Source organism: Allobosea minatitlanensis, from assembly GCF_964020775.1.
Genome location: NZ_OZ224509.1, coordinates 3,108,559 through 3,133,040, shown reverse-complemented (window position 1 = coordinate 3,133,040; position 24,482 = coordinate 3,108,559). Strand labels below are relative to the sequence as shown.

Below are 24,482 nucleotides of genomic sequence, written 5' to 3'. Positions count from 1 at the left end.
CCATGCGCCGCTCCAAGGAAGAGATCGCCGCCGAAAAAAAAATGAAGGCGGAGCGCCGTGAGCATCGCCATGCCGCCATGCTGGCGAGCTGCGCGGATCGGTTCGGTTCGCCATGCGGCGCCAGATGTGAGCGCGGTTGCGCTCGTGCCAAGGCAGAGCGCGAGAAGTCCGCCGCCCGCATTGCGGAGAGGAAGGCCGCCGAGCGCGCGGCGAAGGAGGCATCAGACCAGCGGGTGAAGGACCGTCTCGCGCCGGCGCCCCTCAAACGCTCCAAGGATCTCACGCCGCATGAGCGTGCCCTGCTGCGCATCGCCAAGCTTGAGAAGGAGAAGGGCAAGAACCTGAAGCTGGCCGGGATCGAGTATGACCCGCGCACCGCCGCCGGCCAGCGGGAATATGACGTGGCCAGCATGGGCGGCACGAAGAGAGCTCGAGTTGATCGGCACAGCGCCTTGTTCCGCAACCGAGGCGAGGCGACGAAGGTCCGCATCCTGGCATGCGAGAAGTTCGACGAAATGCGCCATGCTGCGGAAGGCGGGCTCTACCCATCGCAGAAGTACGAGCCCGGCGTGGATGTCTCAGGGTTCTCAACAGCCATTGAGGACCGGGCAGCGGGGCTCCAGGCTCAATCCCACCTCAAGGCGGCCATGGGCGATCATCTCTTCGCCATCATGGATGCGCGGATCTATGAGAGCATGAACTACATGGCGATGGAGCGAGCGGGCCTCGGCGATCGGCGCGACCTGCCGGTGCTGTTCGTCGCTGCCGTAGATGCAGTGGCGAGGTATTTCCGGATTGGCGCCGAACCGAAGAAGCCTTCTGCTTCACTCCCAGTCGCGCGGCTTTTCCCAATCTCGGGGTGAATCGGCTCGGTCGTAGGCGCGGTAGGTGTTCCGCTCGACCGAGTTGAAACGCCAGCATCCGCGCTGATGCTTCTCGGCCGTCGTGATGGCTTCTGCGCAGGCAGCCAGAGCGGCACGGCGCGGCGCCGCCTCGGAAGGTGAGGGCGCCACCATCGCCAGCCCAGCGACGGCCACGAGCCCATAGAGCGGCATAGCGAACCAGCGCACCCAGAGGCGGTTCAACCAGGTCGCCTTGCCGTTCTCCTCAATGTAGCGGGTCCAATGCGACCGCCAGTGCGCTCCTTCAGCCTCCCGGCCGGCCTTCGTCAGCATGTCGGCGCGTCGGAGCGCATTGACGCCGCGAACAGCGATGTCGGCGCAGTCTTTGCCGTATTCAGCGATCCAGCGGCCTGCGTTCGCATGAAGGAACTCGTCCCGCGCCGTTTCCCAATGGCGGCCGCGCGAAACGTGCTTCTCGACATAGGCGCGGGCTTCTTCGATCAGCACCAGCGCGGCGCGGTCGGTCATCGACGTCGGGAGCTTCATGCGGTCTCCTTTCAATCTGAATCCTCAGGATCGGCGCTGCGCAGATCATGGACGCGAGACCCCATGGCGCGCTCGACCATCTCGGCACCACCAGGCATCGACGCCATGGCCAGCCAGCCAATGACCGCTGGCGGTATGTCCTCGCGGTCGTCAGCCCATTTCAGAACGCGCGGGCGCGGCACGCCATAGAACTTCGCGAACCAGCCATAGGTTTTGCCCAGGTCGCGCAACGCGGCTTTCAACTGCTGACCGGTGATCCGGTCATATTCATATCGCTTCGACACTGGCGCCACGGCTAAGAGCAATCGGGTCTCCATCTAAGCGGGCGGGACGGGGCAGGGGAAGCCATCAGCGCGGCTCTCCCTGTTTCGGCTTCGGTATGCACGCCGCCAGATGCGCGTCAGCGGCTTCCAAGGCCGCCTCGACCATGGGCCGGACGAAGTTGCGGATATCGCGCCGCCATTCTTCGCTGGACTGCTCCCAGTGGAATTGCCGCTTCTCGCGGGCGTTTTCGTGGAAGGCGCGCGCAGCGGCTTCTATGGCGGCTTCGGTGCGTGGATCGGGCATGTCATGGTCCCTGTGGCTCTTCCTCAATGAAGTCCGGAGCGTTGTGGCGCGCAACCGGCTGCGCCTCATCTCCGGTCGCAAAAATTATCGTGTCGCCTTGCGCGATCTCCCGGCGCGCCCGCTGATCCCAGCGAGGATGCACGAAATCTGGCCTGCCGAACACGCGCACCGCGTTCCACCATCGGTCGTCGCGGAAGGCCACAAAGTGCAGGCATGGCCGGAATTTATCCACGGGCGGGCAACAGAACGATCGCGAGGCCGCGAGCCCTCCGCCAGCACTCGCCGAGCCAGCGCTTCAGCCGGAACCCGAGATACAGGCCATGCAGGTCGTTGTTGATGGAGCGGCGGAGCGCGCCGTCTTCCATCGGCAGCCAGCCTGGCCCGTAGCAGGCGATGCACTCCAGCCGGCTCCAGTCCGCGGTCTCCGGGACGCCGCCGGCCGGCGGCTTGGCGTCGAGCAGGTCGATATGTTCGATCCGGCCGCAGCAGTCGCAGGCGGCGTGATCGCGGTTGCTGCGCTCGTGATCGGCGCCCGGCGCGTCCTCGTCTTCTTCCTCGTCGGAATCGAAGGGGCTGATCGACGCTCCGCAGGCCGGACAGTCGTCATCGCATGCGCACGACCAGCGGTCTGACCATTCCTCGTCGCATGCGTCGCAGCGGTAGTGGTTCAGGAAGCGGCACGGCTCGCCGCTGGTATCGGTCGGGAGATAGGAGAGGTCACCCACGGGCGCCGCCCTCCGCGTCCAGGCTAGCGAGCAGCGCCTTCGCGGCGTCCACGGCAGCGACGGCCTTGTTGGCGTCCTCGCGAGCGTCGGCGGCCGTCGCGCTGCTTTCTGCCTCGGCCTCCTCGGCGATCTCGATCATGTCCTCTGCCCGGCTCTCGGCATAGGGCAGGATGGCGCGGAGAGAGGCGAGCAGGTCGGGCGCCGCGGCCAAAGTATCGGCGTGCGCCCGGTCAACGATCACGGGATAGGGCCGATTGAATATCTCAGCGACGACAACCCCGCGAGCGTCACGGATGCGGAACCCGATCAGTATCGGCTCGGCGGGATTCGGTTCCACGTGAACGGTCCATGGCGCGTGCAATTTCGTCGTTTCGACAGACGTTGTCATCGGTTCAACCTCCGAGAATGACGAATAGAAGAGCAGGGAAGCCGGCGCCGAAGGCTGCCAGGCTCGCGAGACAGGCGGAGCCGAGAACGGCGCCACGGATGACGGAAAGCGCGGAATCGCGGGGCGCGCCGGCGTGCGGGATGTAGGGGCGGCCGGTCATCACCAGCGCTCCCGTTCCAGCGGCAGGCCGATGCTCCGCGCATGAGCAAGCAGCGCCTGCATGTGCGAGCTGGAGCACGCCTTCTCGGCATCGCATTCAGTCCGCGACCCGTCCGACCACTCGACATAGAGCTTGCGCTGGCCGTTGTCGGAATAGGTTCGCAGGTAGGTGCGGGAGATGGTTCGGGGCGCTCTCATCGCGGCGCCTCCAGATCCCCGAATATCGAGGCGTCCCAGCCTTCGGTATAGAGACGCTCGAACCGACGCGCGCCGGCTTCGCTGACCGTGTACCCGCCAGAGCGGTTCACCCATCTCCCGAAGGTGCCAGCCAGGCGCGCGGCGCGGCCCTTGAAGCCGGAACCGTCACGCGTCGGAACGATCACCATCTTGCCCTTGGCGTAGCGGGCCGGAACGATCGAATAGGCGGCGGCAGGGGTGAGGGCGGGCGCGGTCATGAGAGCACCTCCTCGACCTGCAAGGCGGATACGACACGGGAGACAGCGTGGCGGCCCCCATTGTTCAGGTGCCTCTGCCATGCGCCCTCGGACGGCGCCCAACGAAAGCCCTCGCGCTTCAGCAAGTCGCGCGTGCTGGCCGCTGGCTTCCCATCAAAAAACAGTTGAATGCGGGCCGCTTCGCCATTCTCGACCACGCGGAGCGCGCCAGCCGTGGTGTTGTGGGTGCGCTCGACCGTGCCGCGCTCGCGGTTCCGCTCGATGTTGGCGAGCCGGATTTCCAGCCGCTTGATTTCGGCCAGTTGCCCGGAAAGCTGGTAGGCTGCGAAACCTTGCCCCATCCAGGATTGCGCCGGGTAGATGCACGTCCGCGCTGTGGTCTCCCGCCAGCCTGTGGCGTCAACCAGCGCTTGCACGCGGGCTTCCGGCTCCTGCCCCTTCGTTGCCCGGATAACGGCGTTCGCCGCCTTCATTTGAGCATGCACCGCCTTGTGCTTCTCGATCTCCGCGCGGATCAGGGCCGGCGCGTCAGGGTTGCTGGCGCGGATCGGACCGCCGGGCGCACCGTGCGGGAAGGCGATGCGCTCGACAGCGGCGCGAGCCGCCTTTGCGTGATCACCGACGACGCGGAAGGCATTCTCCGCCCATTCCATCCGCTTCCGATTTCTGTCGACAGGGAAGCGCGCCGGGCCGACGACAAACCACGACATGCAGCGGGAATCCATCGCCCATGCCCGGAGCGTCAGCGACACATGGCGGGAGGCGAAGCGTTCCAGCTCTGCCGGCTGGTCCAGCGCGCCGCCCTTGGCGACGATGGCTGCGACATGACCGGCGAAGCCGTTCAGCCTCACAGCGAGGTCGTGCAGCTCGATCCGGGCGCGTCGGTCGGGGAAATGGGAGAGGGCGTCCCAAGTCCGTTCGATTTGCTTGACGGTCAGCGCCAGCGAGAAAGAACCGGCAGTGACCGCGAGCGCGTCGTTTTCGAAGGTGGCAATCGTCATCGGACATAGCTCCAGGGTTCGCGCTCCAGCCCAAGGCGAGCGCGTTACGGTTGGTGATGAGGGTGAGAGGCGCGGGCGGCTGGCGTCCGCGCTGTGGGGATCAGGTCTCGACCGGGAGCCCGGTAAGGCCACTAAGCAGCTTCGCCGCCGCATCAGCATCGTGCCGCGTCCCGTGGTCCGTCAGGACATAAGCCGGGCCGTCTGTGGTGCGGGCGCGCACGCTGAACAGGGTTGCAGGGACGCCCTGCGGTGGCGGAACAATCCCTTCGCTGGTCTCGCCGTGCTCGGTAACGAAGAGCGAGACGAACTTCTCGCCGGAGTAGTTGGGGAGGTCCACGCTCATCGGCTCAAATCCCCTTCCAGCGCCTCTAGCAGCGCCTCTAGCTCGCCCGGCGCCAGCGGCTTGTGCGGTTTGGCTTTCGCGACCCGGTAGCCAGCGGCGCGGAGCTGCGCCACGATCTCGGCCCGCTGCGGTGCGAGGAACTTGCACGTTCCTTCGCTATGCTTCGCCAGTTCCCGGCAAGCTTCTTCACCCGCCTGAGTGTCCGCATAGAAGGCGACGAATAGGCCTTCTTCGGAGTAGGTGAGATCGGGCTTGCTCATTGCCGCGCCTCGCTGGCACGGTCCCACCAGCCGAAGGCCATATGCGCCGGGCGCGTCTCTCGCTGGCCGTCGCCGTTCACTCGGCGGCCGTCAGGGTGCTCCCATCCGTGATACCACCAGCCAGTTTTGCCCTTGGTGATGACTTCGACGGCGAAGCACGCGCGGCATTCGTAAAGTCGCCGTTCCTGCCGATCTTCCAGCAGATGACCGGTTTCCGATTTGCAGAACGGACACCGCCGCAGTTGTGTGGTCGCGGTCATCCTCACGCCTCCCGCTCAGCAGCGCGCAACCAGTTCAGGATGCGCAGGCACAGGCCAGCGCGCTGGCGGTCGTGCATGCGGTTAGCCACCGCCAGAGCCTCGCGGATGCTGGCTATGCACCGCTGCATGTAATCGGCGCGGTTGCTACCCATGGGCTCCTTGAAGCACCACAGCCAGAAATGGGCGGCGGCGATATGGGCATGGAAGAGGTCAGCCACCGCTCAGCCCTCCAGCCAAGAGGACTTGGCGGCGCGAACTTGCCGGCGCACACGCCGACGGTCGCGGCCCTCAGAGCGCTCCGCATAGTCGCCTGCGCCCGGCGTCAGCACGGTATGCGCCGGCATCGGCCAGCCGTTCAGCACAGCGCCAGCGGAGAGAGACACTCCATTCCGAACAATCTTGCTCATGATCCTATTCCCATAGGTGGCGGCCACGATCGGCCAGGTTCGAAGCGATGGCGCTTCCCATTGCCCGACGCGCGCCGGGCAAGGCGGAAGCGTCAGGCGATATCAAAAACCACGTTCACCTGCTCAGCCTCGGAGGCGGGCCGCCCGCTGAAGAACCGCTTGCGGACGAAGAGCTGCGACACGCCACGCTCTCGAGCAATACGAACCGCCGCTTGCCCAAGGTCGCGGGCCATCACGACTTGGTCACCGCTGGCAACCGTGCCGCGCTGCCCAATGTACGCGAAGAGCAGATGGAAGCGCCGCACCTCTCCGGCATCTGCAGCCTCATACCCAACAACCTGATGCGAGAAGGCGCAGCTCGTGAAATCGGCAACGGTGGGGACAGTCATGATCGGCATTCCCTTGAAGGCGGCCACAATCGGCCCGTGTCGTGATGGCGATACGAGAATGAGAGCGGCGAATGCGGATGTCAACAGAGGAAACGAAGAAAAGTGAAAATAATTCGCAAGTCTCGACCGCAGATCAGAACGCGCCCGCATGACGCAAGGGGCGTGCCAAAGCAGACCGGGTAGGGGTGCCGCGTTAAGAAATGGCGCGAAGACTACGGGACCGACCGGGGTAGTCAAAGTTGCCGCCCGCCAGCGCAAAAATATTCTGACAATTACTTTGATCGCCACCCAGCGCCTCGCAACAGGGGCCCGCCCGGAATTCGTTGCGGCTGAGCCGGCCAGTACAGAAACGGAGGCCGTTTTCGCCCAGGTGGGGCCGGCCTCTTTACTTTCACGATTACTTGCAGCACGGTCTCCGGGCTCAAAGCCGCGATTGTGCGGGCCACTCATGGAGACCGAGAGCATGACCACGAAGAACGAACTCATTTCCGCTGTCGCCGATCAGGCTGGCTCGACGAAGGGCGCTGCCGAGAAGTTTCTCGATGCGCTGGGCGTCGTCGTGACGACCGAACTGAAGCGTGGCGGCGAGATCACGCTACCCGGCGTCGGCAAGCTGACCGTCGGCAGGCGCGAGGCGCGCGAGGGCCGCAATCTCCACACCGGCGAGAAGATCCAGATCGCGGCGCGCAACGTCGCCAAGTTCAAGGCGTCGAAACCACTGTCCGACGCCATCGCCTGATCGGCGGGAATCGCTGGGAGAGTAGTGGCCAGTACCGATTGAGGTGCTGGCCATCCACGCGGATTGCTGGCGCGGAGATCGAGCCATGACTGTCGTTGCTATCGTCTTGACGCTCTTTTTTGTTGTTTACGGTACGGTTGTTGCGTTCAGTGGGCATGATTATCGGGTCCGAAAGGAAGTGGTGCCGTTCTCGGGCCCGCCGAGATATCGTTTCGCTGTCTATGGCAAATGGCCCAACAATCTCATTTGCTATGGCTTCTTCTTGAGCCAGGAGGAGGCCGAGGAATGGGCCGTAAAGGCGAGCGCACGATGACGATGGACCTCCGAGCGCTCATAGACGCTTGCCGCGCCGAGTTCTATGGCGACGATGAGTTCGCCTTGCTGAGCTATTGCGACGGCTGGGCCGCCCACATGGGCTCGCGGAACAGCGCTGTCCACGTCGCCGAAACGGGCGGGCGCTTTGTTGGCGAGGGCAGGACGCCCGAGGACGCGGTGTCGAACCTACTCGCCGTTATCCGTGGAGGATCGCCGAATGACGATGATTGAGCGCGTCGCGCGGGCGCTGGCCGCCATGGAGTACGGCGAAGACGTTGACGACGTTTGGGAGACGCACATCCCTCATGCCCGCGCCGCTATCGCCGCAATGCGCGAGCCAACGGGGGGGATGGGTGAGGCAGCGGAGCGCTGGGCCGACAAGTCTAGCTATTATCTAGAAATGGACCCGGCCGATGTTTGGCGCGCCATGATCGACGTCGCCTTGGAGGAAAAGCCGTGAAAGAGATGACGGGCTCCCAGCGCGAGCTGCTGACCGAATTGCTGCCGCTGGCGCGCCAGCGCGCCGCCGCTATCGGGCCGCAACACGCTTGGTGGGATCTGATCTCTGATGCAGAGGCGCTGCTTGCCGGCAGGCAGACCTATCTAAGCCTTCCGCCTTCCGATGTCGCAGCGAAGATCATTGCCTCATGGGAGCAGGGGCTTGCGGGTTCGAAATGAGCCACTGCTGACTGCGGCAGTGGCGCGCGCACTTCTCGACTACGAGCCATTGACCGGCCGCTTCACCTGGCGGTCGAGGGCGCTGGCGCATGATGGCGACCGCCGCACCGAGAAGTGGAACGAGATGCATGCCGGTGACGAAGCCGGGCATGTCGACGATCTCGGTGTTCGTCGCATCGTGATCTTCAGCCGGCCGTATCTCGCGAACCGTCTCGCGTGGCTAATCGTGCGGGGGAGATGGCCGAAGCGCCCGCTGAGATTTCGCGACGGAGACCCATCAAACCTGCAGATCAGCAATTTATGGATGCCGAAACCGTCCCGACCATGGAAGCGCGTTCGTCGCAGAGTGGCATAGAAATGAAATCATAATGCCATATGGCAAATGAATCTCTTTGAGCTTTTGCCGCAGAAAATGCATCACATCCGGCAAGCCGAGAGGTGCGCCACAGAGCGATTCGGGCCTTGCCGCAGTTCTTCCGAGCCCATCGCCGCCAGCCGCGCCAGATCGCAGTCAAGCCGGCGCCGCGGACATCGCCCCGAGAGCGAGGCTACGACGCGAAGTGGGATCGGTTCTCAGCGGCGTATCGGAGAAACAACCCGTTCTGCGCCGAGTGCCAGAGGATAGGCCGGCTCCGGTTCGGTGGTGTGGTCGACCACAAGGTTCCGGTGGCCGACGGCGGCGCGGTCCATTGTGGCGAGGATGGGGTCTGGAATCTCTGCGCTTCGCACCACGGCTGGAAAGGGCGCCTTGAGGCCTACGCTCGCTCCCGCGGCCTGATGAGCCAGATCCGCATGTGGTGCGACGAGCCTGAGACCCGGCCGCTGGTGCGATAATCGAGTTCCAATAGGGGTGTAGGCCCGCCGGATCAGATGCCGGCAGCTTTCTTGGCACAAGGGCAGGATAACCGAACCCCGAACGCAAGGCGTGGAACCGGCGGGCCAAGCGGCCGGTGACAATCGACGGAAGTAAGGCGGTCTCCGTCGTAGCCAGACAAACCCGGAGCCACCCTAGCCCGCTGTAAGGCGTCGGGGCGCAAACGACGCAGGGCCGCCCGCAAGCGGCCACAACCATTTCTAGGCGCACCATGGCAGCAGTTCGCCGCCTCGCTGAGGCGCCCAGCACCATCACGCCGGCGGACAAGAACGTCGTGGCGCACCCCGCCTTTCGCGAGATCCCGAAATGCTTGTTTCCGCTCAAGACCGTGGAGGCGCAGTCGGAGTACGACGCCTTGGCGCGTGCGCTCTTCGACGTCGGCAAGCTGACGCTCGGCGCGCATCGGTCGCTGTCGAGCTACGCTATGCAGTTCGACACGATCACCGCGGCGGCGGCCGAGGGCAAGCAGGTTCGCGGCTCGTGGTTCGCGCAGCTCGATAAGGCTCGCAACGAGCTCCGTCTCGATGACATCGACAAGCCCATCGCTGCGCCGGCAGGCGCGCCGAGCAATAAGTTCTCGCGCGTCGGTTTCGCGTCGGGCCGCCGATAAGGTCTTCAAGCCTATCCTGATCGACGGGGACGAGTTCCCTGATTATCCGGGAATGGCGGTCTGGTACTGCTCGGAGGTGATCGCGGGCCGCGTGCCGGCCTGCAAGTTCGAGGTTCTGGCCTGCAAGCGCTTCCTGGAGATGCGCGGGATGGCGTTGAGCGGGAAGGCCGAGTTCGTCTGGTCCGACGATCATCTCGTAGATGCCTGCGCCTTCCTGGAGATGCTGCCGCACGTCAAGGCGTTCGATGGCACGATCGTCCTGGAGCCGGTGCAGTGCTTCTGGATCGCGGGCATCTTCGCGTTCCGCGAGAAGGCGACAGGGCTGCGATGGGTCCGATCAGTTCGGATCTGGTGCCCCCGCAAGAATGCAAAAACGACGACCAGCACGGGCGTCGTGCTCTTCTGCACGAACTATGAGGGCGAGGTCGGCGCCGAGGCCGTGATCTCGGCGGGCTCCGAGGCTCAAGCGAACATCCCATATAGCGCGATCCGCAAGACGCTGGAGATGGACGATGAGCTCGCGGCGGACATTGGCGCGCACCATACACGCGACGGCGCCGAGTTCTCGAAGACGGGCGGTTCGATCAAGATCGCTCACTCGCGGGCGAAGAACCTCGACGGCCTCAACCCACATCTGCTGCTGCAGGAGGAACTCCACGCGCAGGACCAGGAAGTCATCGGCGTTCTGAAGACCGCGCAGGGCGCTCGCAAGGCGCCGCTGGACCTTGGCATCAGTACCGCGGGCCGCGATGTCACCTCGGCGGCCTATGACGACTGGAAGACCTGCGTATCGGTGCTGGAAGGCCGGCTTAAGTCGACCAGGCTCTTCACGGTCATGTATGCCGGCGACGAGCACGACAAGGACCGGAAATTCGACCTCCACACGATCGAGAAGCTCAACCCGCTCTATGGGGTGGCGCTCAACCCGGTCGGCATCGAGGAGGAAATCTTCGAAGCCCGGAAGTCGGAGTCGAAGCTCAACGAGTATCTGCGCACCCGGCTCAACATCTGGGCGCGCGCCGCGGGCAACCTGATCTCGCTGGAGGAATGGGAACGCTGCGCTGACCCGAAGCTGAAGCTGGACCTGCTGAAGGGCTTCCCGCTCTATGTCGGAATCGACCTCGCCAGCCGGCAGGATCTGAACGCAGCCAGCTTCATGGTGAAGGTCGGGGACGTCGTCTACACCACGGCGCTGTACTGGATCTGCGAGAACGCGCCGCGCCTGCGCGACGATCGGTTCGCTGACGATTTCCTGCGCTGGCATCGGGAAGAGGCGCTTTCGCTGACGCCGGGCGCTTTCATCGACTACAAGGTCATCCTCCGCGACATCCTCGCGATGTTGGCTGGCCACAATGTCGTGGCGGTGGGGCTCGACGACTATCAGGCCAACCTCATGGCCACGGAGATCGAAGAAGCCGGGTATCAGGCGATCATCGTCAAGAAGACGGCACGCTACCTCACCGCGGCGACAGAGGACATCATCGCGCGGGTCGCCGATCCTGGGCTCTTCCAGCACGACGGGAACCCGGTGACGGCTTGGTGCGCTGGCAACGTCGTCGGCTACTGGGATTCGAACGACAACGTCCTGCCGAAGAAGGAAAAGCGCGGCTCGCGCTCCTCGATCGACGGCATCGACGCATTGATCACCGCCAACGCTCTGCGGATCGACGATGAGGCCGGCGTGCTCGGCCTCTCCGAGAAAGAGCGTGAGAAGGTCAACCCGTATCTCGAGCGTGGCCTGGCCGGAGCAGCTTGATGAATTTCAGCACTGGCGGCTCATTCTCGCTCGACATGAGCGGGAAGGGCGGCATCACCCTCGACGCCGGGCCGAATGCAGGCCCGCTCCAGGCCTCCTCCTCGGAGGGCTGGGACATGTTCGATGTCGGCTGGGATGACCTGTCCGAGTTTCTCGGCTTGGGTGGCCTTAGCCGCGGCTTCGGCATCGATGCGGTCGGTATGGCACTGGCGATCCAGTGCGCCGATGTGAAGGCCCGCGACATCTCGAAAACGGAGATGATGCTGTGGCGCCGGGAGAACCGGCAGTGGAGCATGGTGGAGCCGCGCGAGCACTGGTTCGCCAAGCTGCTCGCTCGCAAGCCGAACAGCGTCCATGGCTGGGTCGAGTTCTGGCGCATGGTTGTGCTTCATCTCGAGCTCGCGCAGAACGCCTACATCCTGCCGCGCATCACGCGCCGCGGCGAGGTGACGGAGCTGATCCCGATCATGCCGGCGCGCTGCCGGCCGCGTGTCAGCCCGAACGGCTCGCTCTTCTACGAGATTGCCGCTGCGACCGAATTCGAACGCTCCCAGATCGGCGACAGCTACATCATCGTGCCGGCGAGCCGCATTATCCACCTGCGCGGCCGTCTCTGGGATGGGCTTATGGGGTTGTCGAACCAGATCTTGGGCTCGCCGACCTTCCAACTTCTCCGGGCCATCAACGACTACCAGACCGGCCTCTTCGGCAACGACGGCAAGCAGCCGCTGGTCTTCGAGACCGACCATGTTTTCGGTAACAGCGACCAGTCCGACGCCGCGTTCCAGCGCCTGAAGCGGCAGCTCACGGAGCGCAGCCGCAAGCAGCGCGCCAACGGTGATCCGATTCTGCTGGAAGCTGGTCTGAAGGCGAAGGCCATCGCGATTGACTCGCAGGAGGCAGCCACGACGCAGACCTACAACCAGCAGGTCATGCGCGTCTGTGGCCTGATGCAGACCCCGCCGCACAAGATCTTCGCCTACGAGTCGGTGAAGTACGACAACATGGCGGCGGCCGACGCCCAGTACGCGAACGACTGCCTGGTGCCGATCGCCTGCAACATCGAAGAGAAGTTCCGCAACGCGCTCCTCACTGAAGACGAGTGGGACACGCTGTTCCCCGAGTTCGACCGCGAGATGATGGTCGCCGGCGACGTGAAGGCCCAGAACGAGCGGATCAAGGTCGGCATGCAGACCGGCCTGATGGAATTCGATGAGGGCCGCGCCCGCCTCGGCCTCAACCCGCTGGGCGGCAAGGCCGGCCGCCATCGCCTGATCCCCGTCAACATGGCTCTGGTCGACGAAGACGGCGAGATCGTCGCCGAAGCCGCGGACGGCCAGCCGAACAATGACGGCGAAACCGAGCGCACCACCCCGCGCCTCGCCGTCGACAACTCCTGAAAGGGCACGACATGGCCGACGATATCGTTTCCGTCGATGAGTTCCTCGCCGAGCGCAAGGCGTTCGTGAAGACCGTCGAGGGCCGGAGCGGCGATGTGCTGATGAAGGCCTCGCGCTCGGCGCCGTCGTCGTGGGATGCTTCGGCGCGCACGATCCGCTTTGTCATGTCGGCCGAGGTCGAGGATCGCGACAAGGACATCATCAGCCAGGCCGGTCTCGCCATCGACGAGTTCATGAAGAACCCCGTCGCGCCGTTCGCGCACCGCTCCTACGATTTCCCCATCGGGACGTGGTCGGATGTCGAGAAGGTTCTCGGGGGGCGGCCGAAACGCACCGAGGGCACGCTCAAGCTGGTGCCGGAGGGCGATGACGTCGCCGACCGGCTCGCCGTGCACCTCTCCGCTGGCACGATCCGCGCCTGCTCGATCGGTTTCATCCCGAAGCTGATCAAGCGCCGGGAGAAGCCGCAGGAAGCCGACGAGTGGAAGTGGCCCGGCTACGAAATCATTGAGGCCGAACTGGTCGAGTGCTCGCCCTGCGCGATCCCCTCGAATCCCGCCGCGCTGGCGAAGTCCGCCGCCAAGGGCGACGTGATGGCCCGCGAACTGATCGAGGAGGTGCTCGACACCTGGGCGAAGCATCCCGAGACCGGTCTGCTGATCCCGCGCTCGGAGTTCGAGGCCGCAGCGAAGGAGGCGAGCGGCAACAAGCTTTCGCTGGTCGTCAACGCGAAGGTGAACACCAAAGGCTTCGACACGCTGCAGGCTGCGGCCGAGAAGGTCGGTGCCGCTCTGGCTGAGTTCGAGACCGCGAAGGGCGCGCTCGGAGTCGAGGTCGAGACGGAAGCGGTTGATGAGCCCGACATCAAGCCGGAAGCCAAATCTCTCCTGCAGCGCGCATTCGGGCTGCTTTTCGGCAGCGAGAAGGCGACCGGAGATATCGAGCAGGAAAATCTTGAGGTCACCATTCCTTCTCTGACGAAAGCACTGGCGGCCAAGCGCCATGACGAAATCGAGGCCCGACTGAAGGAGAAGGGCCTGATCTGATCGGCTCGCGAAGCCGTAACGCGAAGCTCTCCCGCGATCCGGAGAGTTCAGGGCGCCGCGAGCGCCCTTTTTCATGGAGAACCAGATGAATCTGGAACAGCTCCGCGCTCAGCTTCGCGAGAAGCACGGCGCGCTCGCCCCCCTGCGCGAGAAGGCCATGGCCGACGGCGCTCCCAAGCCGGACTTCGACGCCTACGAGCAGGCGGTGAAGGATCTGGAGGCCATCGAGGCCAAGATCGCGCTGCTCGAGCGTGACGAGGCGATCGAAGCCAAGGCCAGCAAGCCGGCCAATGCACCGGTCAGCGGCGAGAAGGATACGGTTCCGGCCGTTCCTCAGATCAAGATCGAGCCGGCCCAGAAGATCGGCCTGATCGCGGCGGCGAACATCAAAGCCAAGGATCTCGGAGAACCGGCCCTCAAGGTGCTGGAAGACGAGGGGTATGGCGAGTTCGCCAAGGAACTCGACGCCGGCGCCAAGCGGATGGGGAAGAAGACCGTTCAGGTCGGTTCCTCGGCCGATGGCGGCATTCTGGTCCCCACCACGCTGCAGAGCGAGATCATCGAACTGCTGCGCCCGGAGGTGACTTTCCTGCAGGGCGGACCGCGGCGCGTCCAGTTCGTCGGCGGCAAGTTCAAACAGCCGCGCGGCGCGACCGGCGCGACTGCCGGGTATGTCGGGGAGATGGACAAGAAGCCCATCAGCTCGCCGACCTTCGAGGCGATCGACATGTCGGCCAAGAAGCTGGCCGGCATCGTCCCGCTGACCCTCGAAGCCAAGATGTGGACCGTCGGCAACATCGAGGCCTACGTCCGCGACGATCTGCGCATGGCCATGGGCCAGACCATGGACCTGAACGCGTATTTCGGCACGGGCACTGGCGATGCGCCGCTCGGCATTCTCAACAAGCCGGGTATCGGCTCGTACGATGCCTCCGGCTTCGCGGTGAATCCGCTGGCCCCGACCATCGCGGAAATCGACCGGATGGCCTCGAAACTGGTGCTCCACCTCACCCTCGCCAATATCGGCCAGGCCCAGAGCTGGAAGTGGCTGATGAACTACCGGACGCTGGAGTACCTCAAGAACATCCGCGTCGGCGACAACGATGGCGAGTTCGCCTATCCGTCGCTTCAGGGCGCCAGCCCGACCTGGAAGGGCTTCGGCGTGCTCGTCACCAATCAGGTGCCGATCAACGGCGGCGGCACGACCGACGAGACCACCATCGCGCTCATCGACTTCCGCCATGTGCTGTATGGCGACGAAGGCTCGATGATCGTGAAGTCCTCGGATGTGGCCACCATGGATATGGGCGGCGGTACGTTGGTCCACGCCCTGCAGCAGAACGTCATGTTCATCCTGATGGAGACCTTCCACGACTTCGGTCTCCGTCTCAGCCAGGCGGTCGCCAAGCTGACCAAGGTTCGCTGGGGCGCTGACCTCGACGACGTGACGGCCTGACCGTCTCCTCCCTGACCACCACGATGACCACCGTCGGCCCCGGCCGGCGGCTCCATCCCCTCCATCGCAACAGGAACCCGCCATGGACCTGCAGGATTTCGAAAAGCTCGTGCGCCGGTCCACCGGGCTCGTGCCGATGCTGATGACCCAGGACGTCACGCCCGACTTCAAGGGCTCGACGGTCGGCCTCTTCCCCAAGATGGCCAAGGAGTATTTCGAGAAGGGCTTCGCCACCCCGATCGGCAAGGACGGCGCGCCAGTGAAGATCAAGGCGGCTGGCAAGGCCAAGCCGACCAAGTCCGCGCCGAACCCGGCCGGCGAGGTCGCCATCCCCGACGACTGGCGCGATCTCCACCACCTCCAGATGCTGCCGATCGCCTCCGCTATCGCGGGCGAGAAGGTCGCGAAGAAGGACGAGGCCATTGCCATCATCGAACTCGAACTCAAGCGCCGCGCCGAAGGCTGAGAAGCCCGCGGACGATCGCAAGAAGGAGCAGGGCGCCAAGCAGGGTCGCTACGACGACCGCATGCTGCGCCCAGCGCCGACCGGCCGATATCAGACCAAGGGCTGAGCCATGGATTTTCGGCGGACTTCGACCGCGCTGACGCGTGAGCAGAAGCTTGCCGTGGTCTCCGTGGCTGACGTGAAGGCGCAGGAGCGCATCACGAATAGCTACGAGGACGCGCTGATCGGTCAGTACATCGAGGCGGCCTATGACTATCTCGCTGGGCCCGACGGCTGGCTCGGACGGTGCTGCCTGCTGGAAGAGACCTTCGAGGCGTATATCCCGAACCCTGGCGGCGGCTTCGAACTGCCGATTCGCCCGGTTGTCGATCTTTCATCGATCACGGGCTTCGAGGTCTCTGATGGTGCCGGCGGGTACGATCCCGTCTCAGCCGCCCTCTACGCCAAGAGCGTGAACGAGGGCTTCGGCTACATCCTCCACTCCGGGCAGAGCTCATGGCCGATTTCAATCGGCGTTGATCCGCGCCGCTACAAGGTGACGTTCAAGGCCGGGTTCGGTGCGGCGGATGACGTGCCCAGTCCGATCAAGCTCGGCATCATCATGCTGGCCTCGCACTTCTACCAGAACCGCGAGGCGACCTTTTCCGACAACCGCATCACTGCGGTCAGCCGCCAGATCGAGTTCGGGCTCCGAAATCTCTGCGGCCGCTATCGCATCTCGCGGGATCATAGCTGATGTCCCGCAACGGGAGGCGCTCCTGCCTGATCCAGTTCTATGAGGGCGCGGACACGCCCGACGAGTTCGGCTTCCCCGGCGGCGGAACGCTCTGGAAAACGATCTGGGGCGACATCGTTGCGGAGCGAGGTTCGGAAACCACGATGGCCGATCAGAGGACCATCGAGAACTACGGCTGGGCCTCTGTGGATTACCTGGAGCTTTGCGAGGGCGCGCCGCCGGCGCTGATCGGCACGCAGCGGCTCGGCGCGATGCGGCTGGTCCACGAAGGCCGCTCCTACGACGTCGATTCGATCAAGGCCGACCACGTCACGAAGCGCGATGTCGTGCTGCGGCTGGTCGAGCGGGCTTCTGGAACCTGACCATGGCTGTGAAGGGCGCTGATAGCGTCGCTGGCGTGCTTCGGCGCCTGGCGGGCGTGCCGACCTCGGCGCAGGCGCGCGGTGCCCGTGTGCGGGCTCTCAAGCCCGTCGTTGAGGATGCAAAGACCATCCTTGCCGGGAATGGCTCCGTCATCACTGGAAAGCTCCGCCGCGCCATGGGCACCGGCGAGAAGGATCGCAACACCACGGCTGCCGGCCCGCGCAAAGGCATGGATCACACGAACGTCGCGCATCTGGTCGAGTTCGGCACCTTGGCGCACCCCATCGTGGCGAAGAACGCGCCCAATCTCGTGTTCACGGCGAAGGACGGCAGGAAGGTTGTCACGAAGTCGGTCAGCCACCCCGGCGCGAAGCCGTATCCCTTCATGCGCCCGGCTTTCGAGCGGAACAAGGAACTGGTGATCCAGAACCTCGGGAAGGAACTGGTCGGGGTGATCGAGAAGGCCGCGAAAGGGCGCGAGCGGTGAAGAGCCCGATTCCTGACCTCCGCGCGCGGCTGGTCGCTGATGGGGCGTTGGTCGCGCTGCTCGGCGGACAGAAGGTCTACCAGCATGAGGCCGCCCAAGGCGAGACCCGGCCGCTGGTAATGTTCGGGGAGATTTCCGGCCAGCCCGTCGGCGAGACCCTACAATCCAGCACTGCGGCATGGGAGCGGCGCCTGTCCGCAGACTGCCAGGCTGCGACGCCGATTGCGGCTGATGCCATCGGCGATCGCGTGGTGGCGCTGCTCGACAATCTGATCGGAACGGTAGGGACGATCTTCGTCCAGCGGTGCCGCGTCGTCTCAGACGTGACCGGCTACGACGACACCGTTCGGATCTGTCGGCGCATCGTCGACTTCCGCATCACCTATCACCTCGCCTGAGAGACGCTGCCATGGGCAAAATCCCATCCCGCCGCACCCGGCGGTCGCGGAAGCTTGTCCGCGAGGTCGCAGAGGCCGTGGTCGAGCAGGTCGGCGACGCGCTGACCGATGCTCCCGAGCCGCAAGCATCGACGGAGTCGAAACCGCTCGCCGAGCCGCGCGACTGCCGGGATGGCGAGCCCTGCGCCCTGAAATTCAAGCCTTGGTCTGGCCGCGACTGCTGGCGCTGCAGCGTCTGCGGCTTCCAGACCTTCGACAAGGCCGAAGCCGCGACCCGCGCCGCGGCGGTGGGCCAATCTCCCATCACTGGCGCGGATCACAGCATGGAGAACCACAATGGCTGACAAGGTTCGGATCGGCTCTGGCTCGATCCTGAAGATGAGCGACGGCGCCGCCTCGCCGGATTTCATCACGGTCGCCGAGGTCGAGACGATCGGCGCGATCACCCAGCAGCGTCCGGAGGTCAATGCGACGCCGCTCGCCGCCTCGGCTGTCCGCTATATCGGCGGCCTGAAGGATGGCCAGAACATCGAAATCGCGCTGTTCATGCTCACCGATGACCCGACACAGGACGGTGCCACCGGCCTGGAAAAGGCGTTCAACGACAACGAAGAGCGCGAGTTCGTGGTGTGCCCTCCCGTCGGTATCGCGAAGCAGTTCCGCTTCAGCGGCGTGATCACGCAGCATTCAGTCGGCCCGTTCAATGCCGGCGACCCGATGCGGCGGAATATCACGGTGCGTCTGTCCAGCGACGTCACGAGCGAAGCCAACACCAACGTCTAGGTGATCCATGGCTGAGGCCAAGACCAAGACCTTCAACAACGCTGTGCCCTTCCCGGAGGCCGGGGAGGGCGTCGTGCTGCGCTTCCGCACGATCGACCTGATCAAGCTGGAGGAGAAGTACGGAGAGAGCTTTACCGAAGTGATTTCCCGACTACTCAGCGCGAACAGCTCGGCGTGCATGGTGGAGTGCCTCAAGCATGGCCTGAAGAAGGAAGACGGTCGCACGCCGTTCGGCCGGCTCGACTTCAATGATCTTCCCTTCTCCATCGTCGAGGCGCGCGAGAGCATCTTCGACGCGATCACCTGCGCGATCACAGGCCAGAGCTTTGCAGCCCTGCTCGACGCGCGCGCCAGGATCGTGGAGGGCGATCAGCCCGCGGACCCTCTTCAGGGCTCGGAGACGGCGGAATCGTCCGCAGAACGCTCCGAGCCGGAGATGGAGCCGGCATCCGTCGAGCCGACATCCTCGACCTGACGCCGGCCGAGGTCTTCGAGATAGCCGATGCGGTCGCTCAGCAGCGCCTCGAAGCGGCTCGCCTCACGGCATGGATGACCGCTTCCCTGACCGGGTTCGCCAAGGTGCCTCCTTTCGACAAGTGCTTCCCGCCGAAGGTGGAGAAGAAGGGCGTGGTTAGCGAGATCGAGGCGATGTTCGCTTCGCTCGGCGCTGAGGTCAGGAAGTCGGCGTGATCAAGCGCGAGTGGGCCGGCGAGACAGCGGTGATCATCGCGGGCGGCCCGAGCCTGACCGTAGAGGACGCCGTATATTGCCAGGGCAGGGCGCGGGCCGTCGTCGTCAATGACGGATACCGCATCGCGCCTTTCGCTGACCTGCTCTATGCGGGCGACGCTGCATGGTGGGACGGCCATCAGGGCGCTCCGTCCTTCGCGGGCCAGAAATGGACGCAGAGCAAGGTTGCCGCGCTGCGCTGGAGCCTGCGCCACATCCAGAGCCAGCACGCCTACGGCATCTCGGATAGCCCGGAGCGTATCCACAGCGGCCAGAACAGCGGGTTCCAGGCTCTCAACCTGACCTATCTCCTCGGCGCGCGTCGCATCCTTCTGCTGGGCTTCGACATGCAGCCGACCGGCGGCTCGCGCCACTGGTTCGGCAACCATCCGCCGGAACTCCATCGGGACAGCAACTATGCCGCTTGGCGCGGCTGGTTCGACATCGCCGCGAAGCAGTTGGTCTGCCGCGGCGTCGAGGTCGTGAACTGCTCCCGCGAGACCGCGCTGACCGTCTTCCCCCGCTCGACGATTCAGGCTTGCCTATGACGTTCTCCGGCCGCCGCGCCAGCCAGCATCCCGACGAACTCGCCGAGTTCATCGCGCTCATGCAGTGCGAGGGCGTCCGGTCCTATCTGGAGATCGGCGCGCGACATGGCGATACCTTCCATGAGGTGGCGCTGAACCTCCACACGCCGTCGGTCATGGCCGCTGTGGATCTGCCCGGCGGGAACTGGGGCGTGAGGACGAGCCAGTCGCATCTCGACCGCGCCGCCGAGTCCTGCCGCGACATGGGCCACAATATCGCACTGATGCTCGGCGACAGCCGGTCGAAGGACGTGATCTCGATGGTCGAGGGATACGGCCCGTTCGACGCTGCACTGATCGACGGCGACCATCTCTATGACGGCGTGAAGGCTGATTGGCTCAACTACGGGCCGATGGCGCACATCGTCGCGTTCCACGACATCGCCGGCGATGGTGTTTTGCAGAAGTCGTCCAAGCTTCCCGTCGAGGTGCCGCGGCTCTGGAACGAGATCAAGGGCGGCTTTCGCCACGTCGAGATCGTCGCGCCGGGCTCTACCATGGGTATCGGAGTGATCTGGCGGTGAAGATCGCCATCGTGTCGTCTCGCGCGACACACCATTCTGCTCATGCGGGCGCGATGCGGGACGGCCTCGCTCGCCATGGGATCGCTGCAAGCATCATCCCGTCGAACACGGTCACAGATGCCGATGTCGTGGTGTGCTGGGGCTGGCGTAAGGGGAAGACCTATCGCGAGCAGGGCCGCGACGTTCTGGTCATGGAGCGCGGCTACCTCGGAGATCGGTTCGCATGGACCTCGCTGGGCTGGAACGGGTTGAACGGCAGGGCGTCATGGCCTGAACCGCAGGACGGCGGTGCACGCTTCTTGCGGCGCTTCGCCAATCTGCGCCGGCCATGGCGGGAGCGCCCCGGTGGCTATGCGCTGATCATCGGGCAGGTGCTCGGCGACGCTGCGCTTGACGGCGTCGACATGCTGCGCTGGTATCTCGACGCGCGCGCCGCGATGCGCCGGCGCGGCTATGACGTGTTGTTCCGGCCCCACCCGGAATCGTTCCGCAAGGGCCACAACATCGGCCCTCTGGCGCATCTCGCCGCAGGCGGGACGCTCGACGACGCTCTGTCCGGCGCCGCGGTCGTAGTCACATGGAACAGCAACACCGGCGTCGACGCAACGTTGGCCGGCATTCCCGCCATCACCTGTGACGACGGCGCCATGGCTCGCCCTGTCACCGCAAACGGGCTCGATGCCGCATTGGTCATGCCGGATCGCTCGGATTGGCTTCATCGCATGGCATGGCGGCAATGGTCGCTCGATGAGATCGCCTCCGGTGCCGCCTGGGACGCGATCAAGGATATCCGCTGATGGTCGCTACTGTCGGTTCCATCGAAGTCCTGCTGAAGCTCGTCGGAGCGGAGAAGTACGCGCTCGACATGCGCGGTTCCGCGACTGCCACAGAGCAGGGCGCTCGCCGGATTGATACCGCGATCAGGGGCACGTCGAAGAGCACCGAAGGGCTGGCGAATTCGCTCGCCGGGCTGACGCGCGGTAACTCGGCGATCAACTCGCTGGCCCTGTCTAGTCTGCGCGCAACCACCAGCGTCGGCGCTCTGACGCGATCCTTCACTGCTCTCGGTGCTGCCGTCGGTGGTGTCTCCGGCGCGCTCGCGCTCAAGACCGTGACCGACTATGCCGATGCCTACACGAGCGTTCAAAACAGGATCGCGTCGGTCGTCACCCAGCAGAAGGCGAGGGGGGCGGTCGAGAACGAACTGTTCGAGATAGCCCAGCGCACCAGGTCGAATCTTGATGCGACTGTCCAGCTTTATCAGCGCCTGACGCTTGCATCGAACAACCTCGGGGCCAGCCAGCGCGATATTCTTCGTGTGGTCGAAACGACCCAAAAGGCCTTTGTCACAGGTGGGTCTACGGTTCAGGAAGCGGCTTCGACCGCCACGCAGCTTTCTCAGGCTCTTGGGTCAGGGCGCCTGCAGGGCGACGAATTCAGGGCAATCTCCGAGAACGCCCCGATCCTGTTCCAAGCAATCGCCAATCATTTCAAAGTATCGACTGGTGAGCTCAAAAAGATGAGCTCTGAAGGGCTTCTCAATGCGAAGGCGGTGTTCGAGGCAATTCTGGCCGCGACCGCTGAGGTTGACGAGGCCTTCGCGCGCACCAGCCCGACGATAGCGGCCGGCATCCAGCAGATTGACAACGCGCTTCAGCGCTATATCGGCCAGACCGACAAGGCTCTCGGCGCCTCGCAGAAGCTCGCCGGCGGACTGAAATACGTCGCGGACAACATCTCCACCATCGGAGACGCCGCTCAATATGCCGTCGCGCTGGTCGGCGCGAACCTCTTCAGCCGCCTGCTCACGAATACCGCAACGGCTGCCGTCGCGCCTCTCGCGAAGCTGCGTTCCGACTCCCGGCGCGCGGTTGAGGAAGCTAAAGCAGCACAGGAAGCTGCGCAGGCGGCGTTGAGCCGGGCTCGTCAGTCTTTGCTCGATATCGATCGCGCCGATCGCTTGAGCTTTGCTGACCGAGGCATCACGCGACAGGTTGCAAAGGCTGAATATCAGGTCGCACGCACGCCGCTCGGGACCGATGCATTCTCGGCCGCAGCCCGGCGGCGCGACGACTTGGTCGCGCTTCAGAACAACAGTGCGAACGCCGCGCAGAAGGCTGCTGCTGCTGCGGCTACTGCCGAGATCCAAAAGCAGACGCTTGCGCTCGGCGCTGCTAACACTGCGATGGCGACCGCGCAGCGCAGTGCGACCGCTCTCGGCGGCGCTCTGTCCAGCGTCGGGTCGATCGGCAAGACCGTGTTCGGTGGGCTCGTCGCAGCGCTCGGCGGCGGCTTCAACGCGGCGCTGACGGCCGTGAGCGTCGGTCTCATCGGATACAGCATCTATCAGGCGCGCGCGGCAGAGCAGGCGAAGGTCCACAAGGAGGCCGTCGAAGCCCTGACTGGCGCGCTCGAAGAGGCAAAGCGCGCTCAGAGCGACCTCAGCAACGCCCAGATCATCGCGAACCAGCAGACCATCATCAACGCGAAGAAGGGTATCGATGACGCGCGCGCGGAGGCTGAGGCGCTGATTCCGCAGGTCACGCCGGTTTCTGGCATCGACGCCAGCAGCCGCGAAGGCATGCAGAAGGTCAATGACCTGCGCCAGTCGCTGCGAAACCTCTTCGACGACATTCTGCGCGGCAAGAAGGAGCCAGAGGATCTGGCCAAGGCGCTCGCTGCGGTCGGCGGCGGCGTGGATCTTACTGGCGTCCAGGCTCAGTTCATCGCGCTTGCCCAGAGCGTCGCCGGGGCCACAGCGAAAGTTGATGACCTGACCGCTGCAATCCGGGCGGCACAGCGAGCCCAAGGCGACAAACTGTTCAATGTCGCGGCAATGAGCCTCGACAACACGATCGATGCCGAGAAGCGGATCACGGAAGCAGCCTCCGGAACACGGCGCGAAGCCGACCTCGCGCTGGATGCGGTCGAGAAGACGAACAAGGAGCGCGCCGTTGCGGCGATGCTCGAGCGCAAGCTTGCCGAGGCCAGCCGGTCGAGCAAGGAAAGCCGGATCATCACCGAGCGGGATAATCTCCTCTCCCAGTCTCGGTCGCTCGGTGCTGGTATCACGCCGGAAGAGGCTCGCCGCCAGGCCGAACGCATCATTGCCGCCGAGGACCGCGTCAGCGCCTCGGAAAAGAAGCCGAAGAAGTCCGCTGGTGAGAAGGCGGCTGAGACGCTGGCGAAAAAGCTCTCGGAGCTTCAGCAGGATGCAGCAGTCGCCGGACTCTCGGACCTTGACCAGAAGACGGTGCGCTTCGCGCAGAGCGCCAAGGTCGCGGCCGGGAACATCGATCAGTTCGTGAAGGCGCTTCAGTCCGGCGATCTCTCGAAAATTCCGCCCGACCTCGAAAAGATCAGGACCGAGATCGAGAAACTGGAATCGACCAAGTTCGCACGCGGGCAGCTCGATGATCTCTTCCCGGCCCGGAAGATGGAGCAGCAGCTCAAACAGCTCGCGATCGCGGCCCAGAGCATGCCGGAGGTCGCAGCGAACTTCGACAAGCTTTCGGAGCAAATCCGGGTCGCCAATGCGCCGGATTGGGCGAAGGACGCGGCAAGCGCGATCAGCGACTTCGCATCGTCAGCGATCACCGATTTCGACAACATTGGACAGGCTGCCGATAACCTCGTCAAGGCGCTTCTGAATGTTGCCCTCAAAGCGACGATCCTGAAGCCTCTGGAAAATGCGCTGACCTCGTTTCTCGGAGGCGCCAATCCGCTGTCGTTCTTGGGGCTCGGTGGGAGCGCCGGCGTCAGCGTCGCGGCGGCCAAGATGCACTCCGGCGGCCTGGGCGGGGTCGACGGGACGCGCATCAGCGTTCCAGCCGCTGCTTTCGCGAACGCTCCTCGCTTTCACACCGGGCTTGGCTCGCGGGAGTTCGCGGCGGTGCTGGAGATGGGCGAGCGCGTCCTAACCAGCCGTCAGACCACGCGATGGGCGAACACGATGGCAGGACTATCAAGCGCGGCCGCCACGCCTGTCCCTGTGGCACAGGCGCCGAAGATCACCATCAACAACAACGCCAGCAATCAGGTGCAGGCGACGGCGGGGCAGGGCTCTGATGGAAATCTCGAAATCATGATCAAGGCCATCGAAGGCAATATTGCCGACCGGTTTACCCGCGGTCAGGGGCCGCTTTCGACGGCCTTCGGTGCTCGCCAGAGCAACCGGCAACTGCGAGGCTGAC

37 protein-coding genes are annotated in these 24,482 nt (G+C 64.6%); 24 read left to right on the top strand and 13 right to left on the bottom strand.

The window, feature by feature from the left end; genetic code table 11:
* Positions 1–2 precede the first annotated feature (2 nt).
* Entirely contained in the window at positions 3–863 is an 861-nt protein-coding gene (locus tag ACWH43_RS15490) for a hypothetical protein (protein WP_260347974.1), read from the top strand.
* Here ACWH43_RS15490 and ACWH43_RS15485 read toward each other — a convergent pair.
* The 13 genes from ACWH43_RS15485 to ACWH43_RS15425 form a co-directional block, all read right to left on the bottom strand.
* Entirely contained in the window at positions 825–1,388 is a 564-nt protein-coding gene (locus tag ACWH43_RS15485; RefSeq protein WP_260347973.1) for a hypothetical protein, read from the bottom strand. The two genes, ACWH43_RS15490 and ACWH43_RS15485, sit on opposite strands and share 39 nt — an antisense overlap.
* An 11-nt stretch (positions 1,389–1,399) precedes the next feature.
* Complete coding sequence (locus ACWH43_RS15480) at positions 1,400–1,693, bottom strand: hypothetical protein (RefSeq protein WP_260347972.1); 294 nt, start codon at positions 1,691–1,693, stop codon at positions 1,400–1,402.
* Positions 1,694–1,736: 43 nt separating this feature from the next.
* The gene (locus ACWH43_RS15475) at positions 1,737–1,955 is read right to left on the bottom strand and encodes a hypothetical protein (protein WP_260347971.1); all 219 of its coding nucleotides are present in this window, start codon (positions 1,953–1,955) and stop codon (positions 1,737–1,739) included.
* A gap of 224 nt (positions 1,956–2,179) precedes the next feature.
* Complete coding sequence (locus ACWH43_RS15470) at positions 2,180–2,680, bottom strand: hypothetical protein (protein WP_260347970.1); 501 nt, start codon at positions 2,678–2,680, stop codon at positions 2,180–2,182.
* On the bottom strand, positions 2,673–3,068 hold the full coding sequence (locus ACWH43_RS15465; RefSeq protein ID WP_260347969.1) for a hypothetical protein: 396 nt from the start codon (positions 3,066–3,068) through the stop codon (positions 2,673–2,675). The genes ACWH43_RS15470 and ACWH43_RS15465 overlap by 8 nt, the downstream gene beginning before the upstream one ends.
* 159 nt (positions 3,069–3,227) lie before the next feature.
* Complete coding sequence (locus tag ACWH43_RS15460; protein WP_260347968.1) at positions 3,228–3,425, bottom strand: hypothetical protein; 198 nt, start codon at positions 3,423–3,425, stop codon at positions 3,228–3,230.
* Positions 3,422–3,682 (bottom strand): hypothetical protein, encoded by a 261-nt coding sequence (locus tag ACWH43_RS15455; RefSeq protein ID WP_260347967.1) that lies wholly within the window; start codon positions 3,680–3,682, stop codon positions 3,422–3,424. Before ACWH43_RS15455 ends, ACWH43_RS15460 begins: the two co-directional genes overlap by 4 nt.
* Entirely contained in the window at positions 3,679–4,683 is a 1,005-nt protein-coding gene (locus ACWH43_RS15450) for a hypothetical protein (protein WP_260347966.1), read from the bottom strand. Before ACWH43_RS15450 ends, ACWH43_RS15455 begins: the two co-directional genes overlap by 4 nt.
* 100 nt (positions 4,684–4,783) lie before the next feature.
* Positions 4,784–5,026: a hypothetical protein gene (locus ACWH43_RS15445; RefSeq protein WP_260347965.1), complete on the bottom strand. Its 243-nt coding sequence runs from the start codon at positions 5,024–5,026 to the stop codon at positions 4,784–4,786.
* A complete protein-coding gene (locus ACWH43_RS15440; protein WP_260347964.1) occupies positions 5,023–5,286 on the bottom strand; it encodes a hypothetical protein in 264 nt (87 codons plus the stop codon). The genes ACWH43_RS15445 and ACWH43_RS15440 overlap by 4 nt, the downstream gene beginning before the upstream one ends.
* The gene (locus ACWH43_RS15435; RefSeq protein WP_260347963.1) at positions 5,283–5,546 is read right to left on the bottom strand and encodes a hypothetical protein; all 264 of its coding nucleotides are present in this window, start codon (positions 5,544–5,546) and stop codon (positions 5,283–5,285) included. The genes ACWH43_RS15440 and ACWH43_RS15435 overlap by 4 nt, the downstream gene beginning before the upstream one ends.
* A gap of 2 nt (positions 5,547–5,548) precedes the next feature.
* Positions 5,549–5,764 carry a hypothetical protein gene (locus tag ACWH43_RS15430; RefSeq protein ID WP_260347962.1) on the bottom strand — a complete coding sequence of 72 codons (216 nt, stop codon included), beginning with the start codon at positions 5,762–5,764 and terminating at the stop codon, positions 5,549–5,551.
* Positions 5,765–6,045: 281 nt separating this feature from the next.
* A complete protein-coding gene (locus ACWH43_RS15425) occupies positions 6,046–6,342 on the bottom strand; it encodes a hypothetical protein (protein ID WP_260347961.1) in 297 nt (98 codons plus the stop codon).
* A 463-nt stretch (positions 6,343–6,805) separates the two neighbouring features.
* On the opposite strand from ACWH43_RS15425, the gene ACWH43_RS15420 reads away from it, so the two are divergent.
* From ACWH43_RS15420 to ACWH43_RS15310, 23 genes are all read left to right on the top strand, one after another.
* The gene (locus ACWH43_RS15420; protein ID WP_260347960.1) at positions 6,806–7,081 is read left to right on the top strand and encodes an HU family DNA-binding protein; all 276 of its coding nucleotides are present in this window, start codon (positions 6,806–6,808) and stop codon (positions 7,079–7,081) included.
* 85 nt (positions 7,082–7,166) lie between these two features.
* On the top strand, positions 7,167–7,394 hold the full coding sequence (locus tag ACWH43_RS15415; protein ID WP_260347959.1) for a hypothetical protein: 228 nt from the start codon (positions 7,167–7,169) through the stop codon (positions 7,392–7,394).
* Positions 7,391–7,627 (top strand): hypothetical protein, encoded by a 237-nt coding sequence (locus tag ACWH43_RS15410; RefSeq protein WP_260347958.1) that lies wholly within the window; start codon positions 7,391–7,393, stop codon positions 7,625–7,627. Before ACWH43_RS15415 ends, ACWH43_RS15410 begins: the two co-directional genes overlap by 4 nt.
* On the top strand, positions 7,614–7,856 hold the full coding sequence (locus ACWH43_RS15405; RefSeq protein WP_260347957.1) for a hypothetical protein: 243 nt from the start codon (positions 7,614–7,616) through the stop codon (positions 7,854–7,856). The genes ACWH43_RS15410 and ACWH43_RS15405 overlap by 14 nt, the downstream gene beginning before the upstream one ends.
* Positions 7,853–8,074 carry a hypothetical protein gene (locus ACWH43_RS15400; RefSeq protein WP_260347956.1) on the top strand — a complete coding sequence of 74 codons (222 nt, stop codon included), beginning with the start codon at positions 7,853–7,855 and terminating at the stop codon, positions 8,072–8,074. The genes ACWH43_RS15405 and ACWH43_RS15400 overlap by 4 nt, the downstream gene beginning before the upstream one ends.
* A gap of 1,085 nt (positions 8,075–9,159) precedes the next feature.
* A complete protein-coding gene (locus tag ACWH43_RS15395; protein WP_260347955.1) occupies positions 9,160–9,558 on the top strand; it encodes a hypothetical protein in 399 nt (132 codons plus the stop codon).
* Positions 9,473–11,314, top strand: coding sequence for a terminase large subunit (locus ACWH43_RS15390; RefSeq protein ID WP_260347954.1), 1,842 nt, complete (start codon positions 9,473–9,475; stop codon positions 11,312–11,314). The genes ACWH43_RS15395 and ACWH43_RS15390 overlap by 86 nt, the downstream gene beginning before the upstream one ends.
* Positions 11,314–12,714: a phage portal protein gene (locus tag ACWH43_RS15385; RefSeq protein WP_260348058.1), complete on the top strand. Its 1,401-nt coding sequence runs from the start codon at positions 11,314–11,316 to the stop codon at positions 12,712–12,714. The genes ACWH43_RS15390 and ACWH43_RS15385 overlap by 1 nt, the downstream gene beginning before the upstream one ends.
* An 11-nt stretch (positions 12,715–12,725) precedes the next feature.
* The gene (locus ACWH43_RS15380; protein ID WP_260347953.1) at positions 12,726–13,760 is read left to right on the top strand and encodes an HK97 family phage prohead protease; all 1,035 of its coding nucleotides are present in this window, start codon (positions 12,726–12,728) and stop codon (positions 13,758–13,760) included.
* Between the two features lie 85 nt (positions 13,761–13,845).
* Positions 13,846–15,216 (top strand): phage major capsid protein, encoded by a 1,371-nt coding sequence (locus ACWH43_RS15375; protein WP_260347952.1) that lies wholly within the window; start codon positions 13,846–13,848, stop codon positions 15,214–15,216.
* Positions 15,217–15,298: 82 nt separating this feature from the next.
* Positions 15,299–15,682, top strand: a complete 384-nt coding sequence (locus ACWH43_RS15370) for a hypothetical protein (RefSeq protein ID WP_260347951.1) — start codon at positions 15,299–15,301, stop codon at positions 15,680–15,682.
* 109 nt (positions 15,683–15,791) lie between these two features.
* Positions 15,792–16,418, top strand: a complete 627-nt coding sequence (locus tag ACWH43_RS15365) for a head-tail connector protein (RefSeq protein ID WP_260347950.1) — start codon at positions 15,792–15,794, stop codon at positions 16,416–16,418.
* Complete coding sequence (locus ACWH43_RS15360) at positions 16,418–16,780, top strand: phage head completion protein (RefSeq protein WP_448153534.1); 363 nt, start codon at positions 16,418–16,420, stop codon at positions 16,778–16,780. Before ACWH43_RS15365 ends, ACWH43_RS15360 begins: the two co-directional genes overlap by 1 nt.
* A 2-nt stretch (positions 16,781–16,782) precedes the next feature.
* Positions 16,783–17,268, top strand: a complete 486-nt coding sequence (locus ACWH43_RS15355) for a hypothetical protein (protein WP_260347948.1) — start codon at positions 16,783–16,785, stop codon at positions 17,266–17,268.
* Positions 17,265–17,666, top strand: coding sequence for a DUF3168 domain-containing protein (locus ACWH43_RS15350; protein ID WP_260347947.1), 402 nt, complete (start codon positions 17,265–17,267; stop codon positions 17,664–17,666). The genes ACWH43_RS15355 and ACWH43_RS15350 overlap by 4 nt, the downstream gene beginning before the upstream one ends.
* A gap of 77 nt (positions 17,667–17,743) precedes the next feature.
* Positions 17,744–18,010 (top strand): hypothetical protein, encoded by a 267-nt coding sequence (locus tag ACWH43_RS15345; RefSeq protein ID WP_260347946.1) that lies wholly within the window; start codon positions 17,744–17,746, stop codon positions 18,008–18,010.
* Positions 18,003–18,449: a hypothetical protein gene (locus ACWH43_RS15340; protein ID WP_260347945.1), complete on the top strand. Its 447-nt coding sequence runs from the start codon at positions 18,003–18,005 to the stop codon at positions 18,447–18,449. The genes ACWH43_RS15345 and ACWH43_RS15340 overlap by 8 nt, the downstream gene beginning before the upstream one ends.
* A 7-nt stretch (positions 18,450–18,456) precedes the next feature.
* A complete protein-coding gene (locus ACWH43_RS15335) occupies positions 18,457–18,924 on the top strand; it encodes a hypothetical protein (protein WP_260347944.1) in 468 nt (155 codons plus the stop codon).
* A gap of 74 nt (positions 18,925–18,998) precedes the next feature.
* Entirely contained in the window at positions 18,999–19,139 is a 141-nt protein-coding gene (locus ACWH43_RS15330) for a hypothetical protein (protein ID WP_260347943.1), read from the top strand.
* On the top strand, positions 19,136–19,726 hold the full coding sequence (locus ACWH43_RS15325) for a hypothetical protein (protein WP_260347942.1): 591 nt from the start codon (positions 19,136–19,138) through the stop codon (positions 19,724–19,726). Before ACWH43_RS15330 ends, ACWH43_RS15325 begins: the two co-directional genes overlap by 4 nt.
* Entirely contained in the window at positions 19,723–20,289 is a 567-nt protein-coding gene (locus tag ACWH43_RS15320) for a class I SAM-dependent methyltransferase (protein WP_260347941.1), read from the top strand. Before ACWH43_RS15325 ends, ACWH43_RS15320 begins: the two co-directional genes overlap by 4 nt.
* Positions 20,286–21,086, top strand: a complete 801-nt coding sequence (locus tag ACWH43_RS15315; RefSeq protein ID WP_260347940.1) for a hypothetical protein — start codon at positions 20,286–20,288, stop codon at positions 21,084–21,086. Before ACWH43_RS15320 ends, ACWH43_RS15315 begins: the two co-directional genes overlap by 4 nt.
* A complete protein-coding gene (locus ACWH43_RS15310; protein ID WP_260347939.1) occupies positions 21,086–24,481 on the top strand; it encodes a tape measure protein in 3,396 nt (1,131 codons plus the stop codon). The genes ACWH43_RS15315 and ACWH43_RS15310 overlap by 1 nt, the downstream gene beginning before the upstream one ends.
* The last annotated feature ends 1 nt before the right edge of the window (position 24,482 follow it).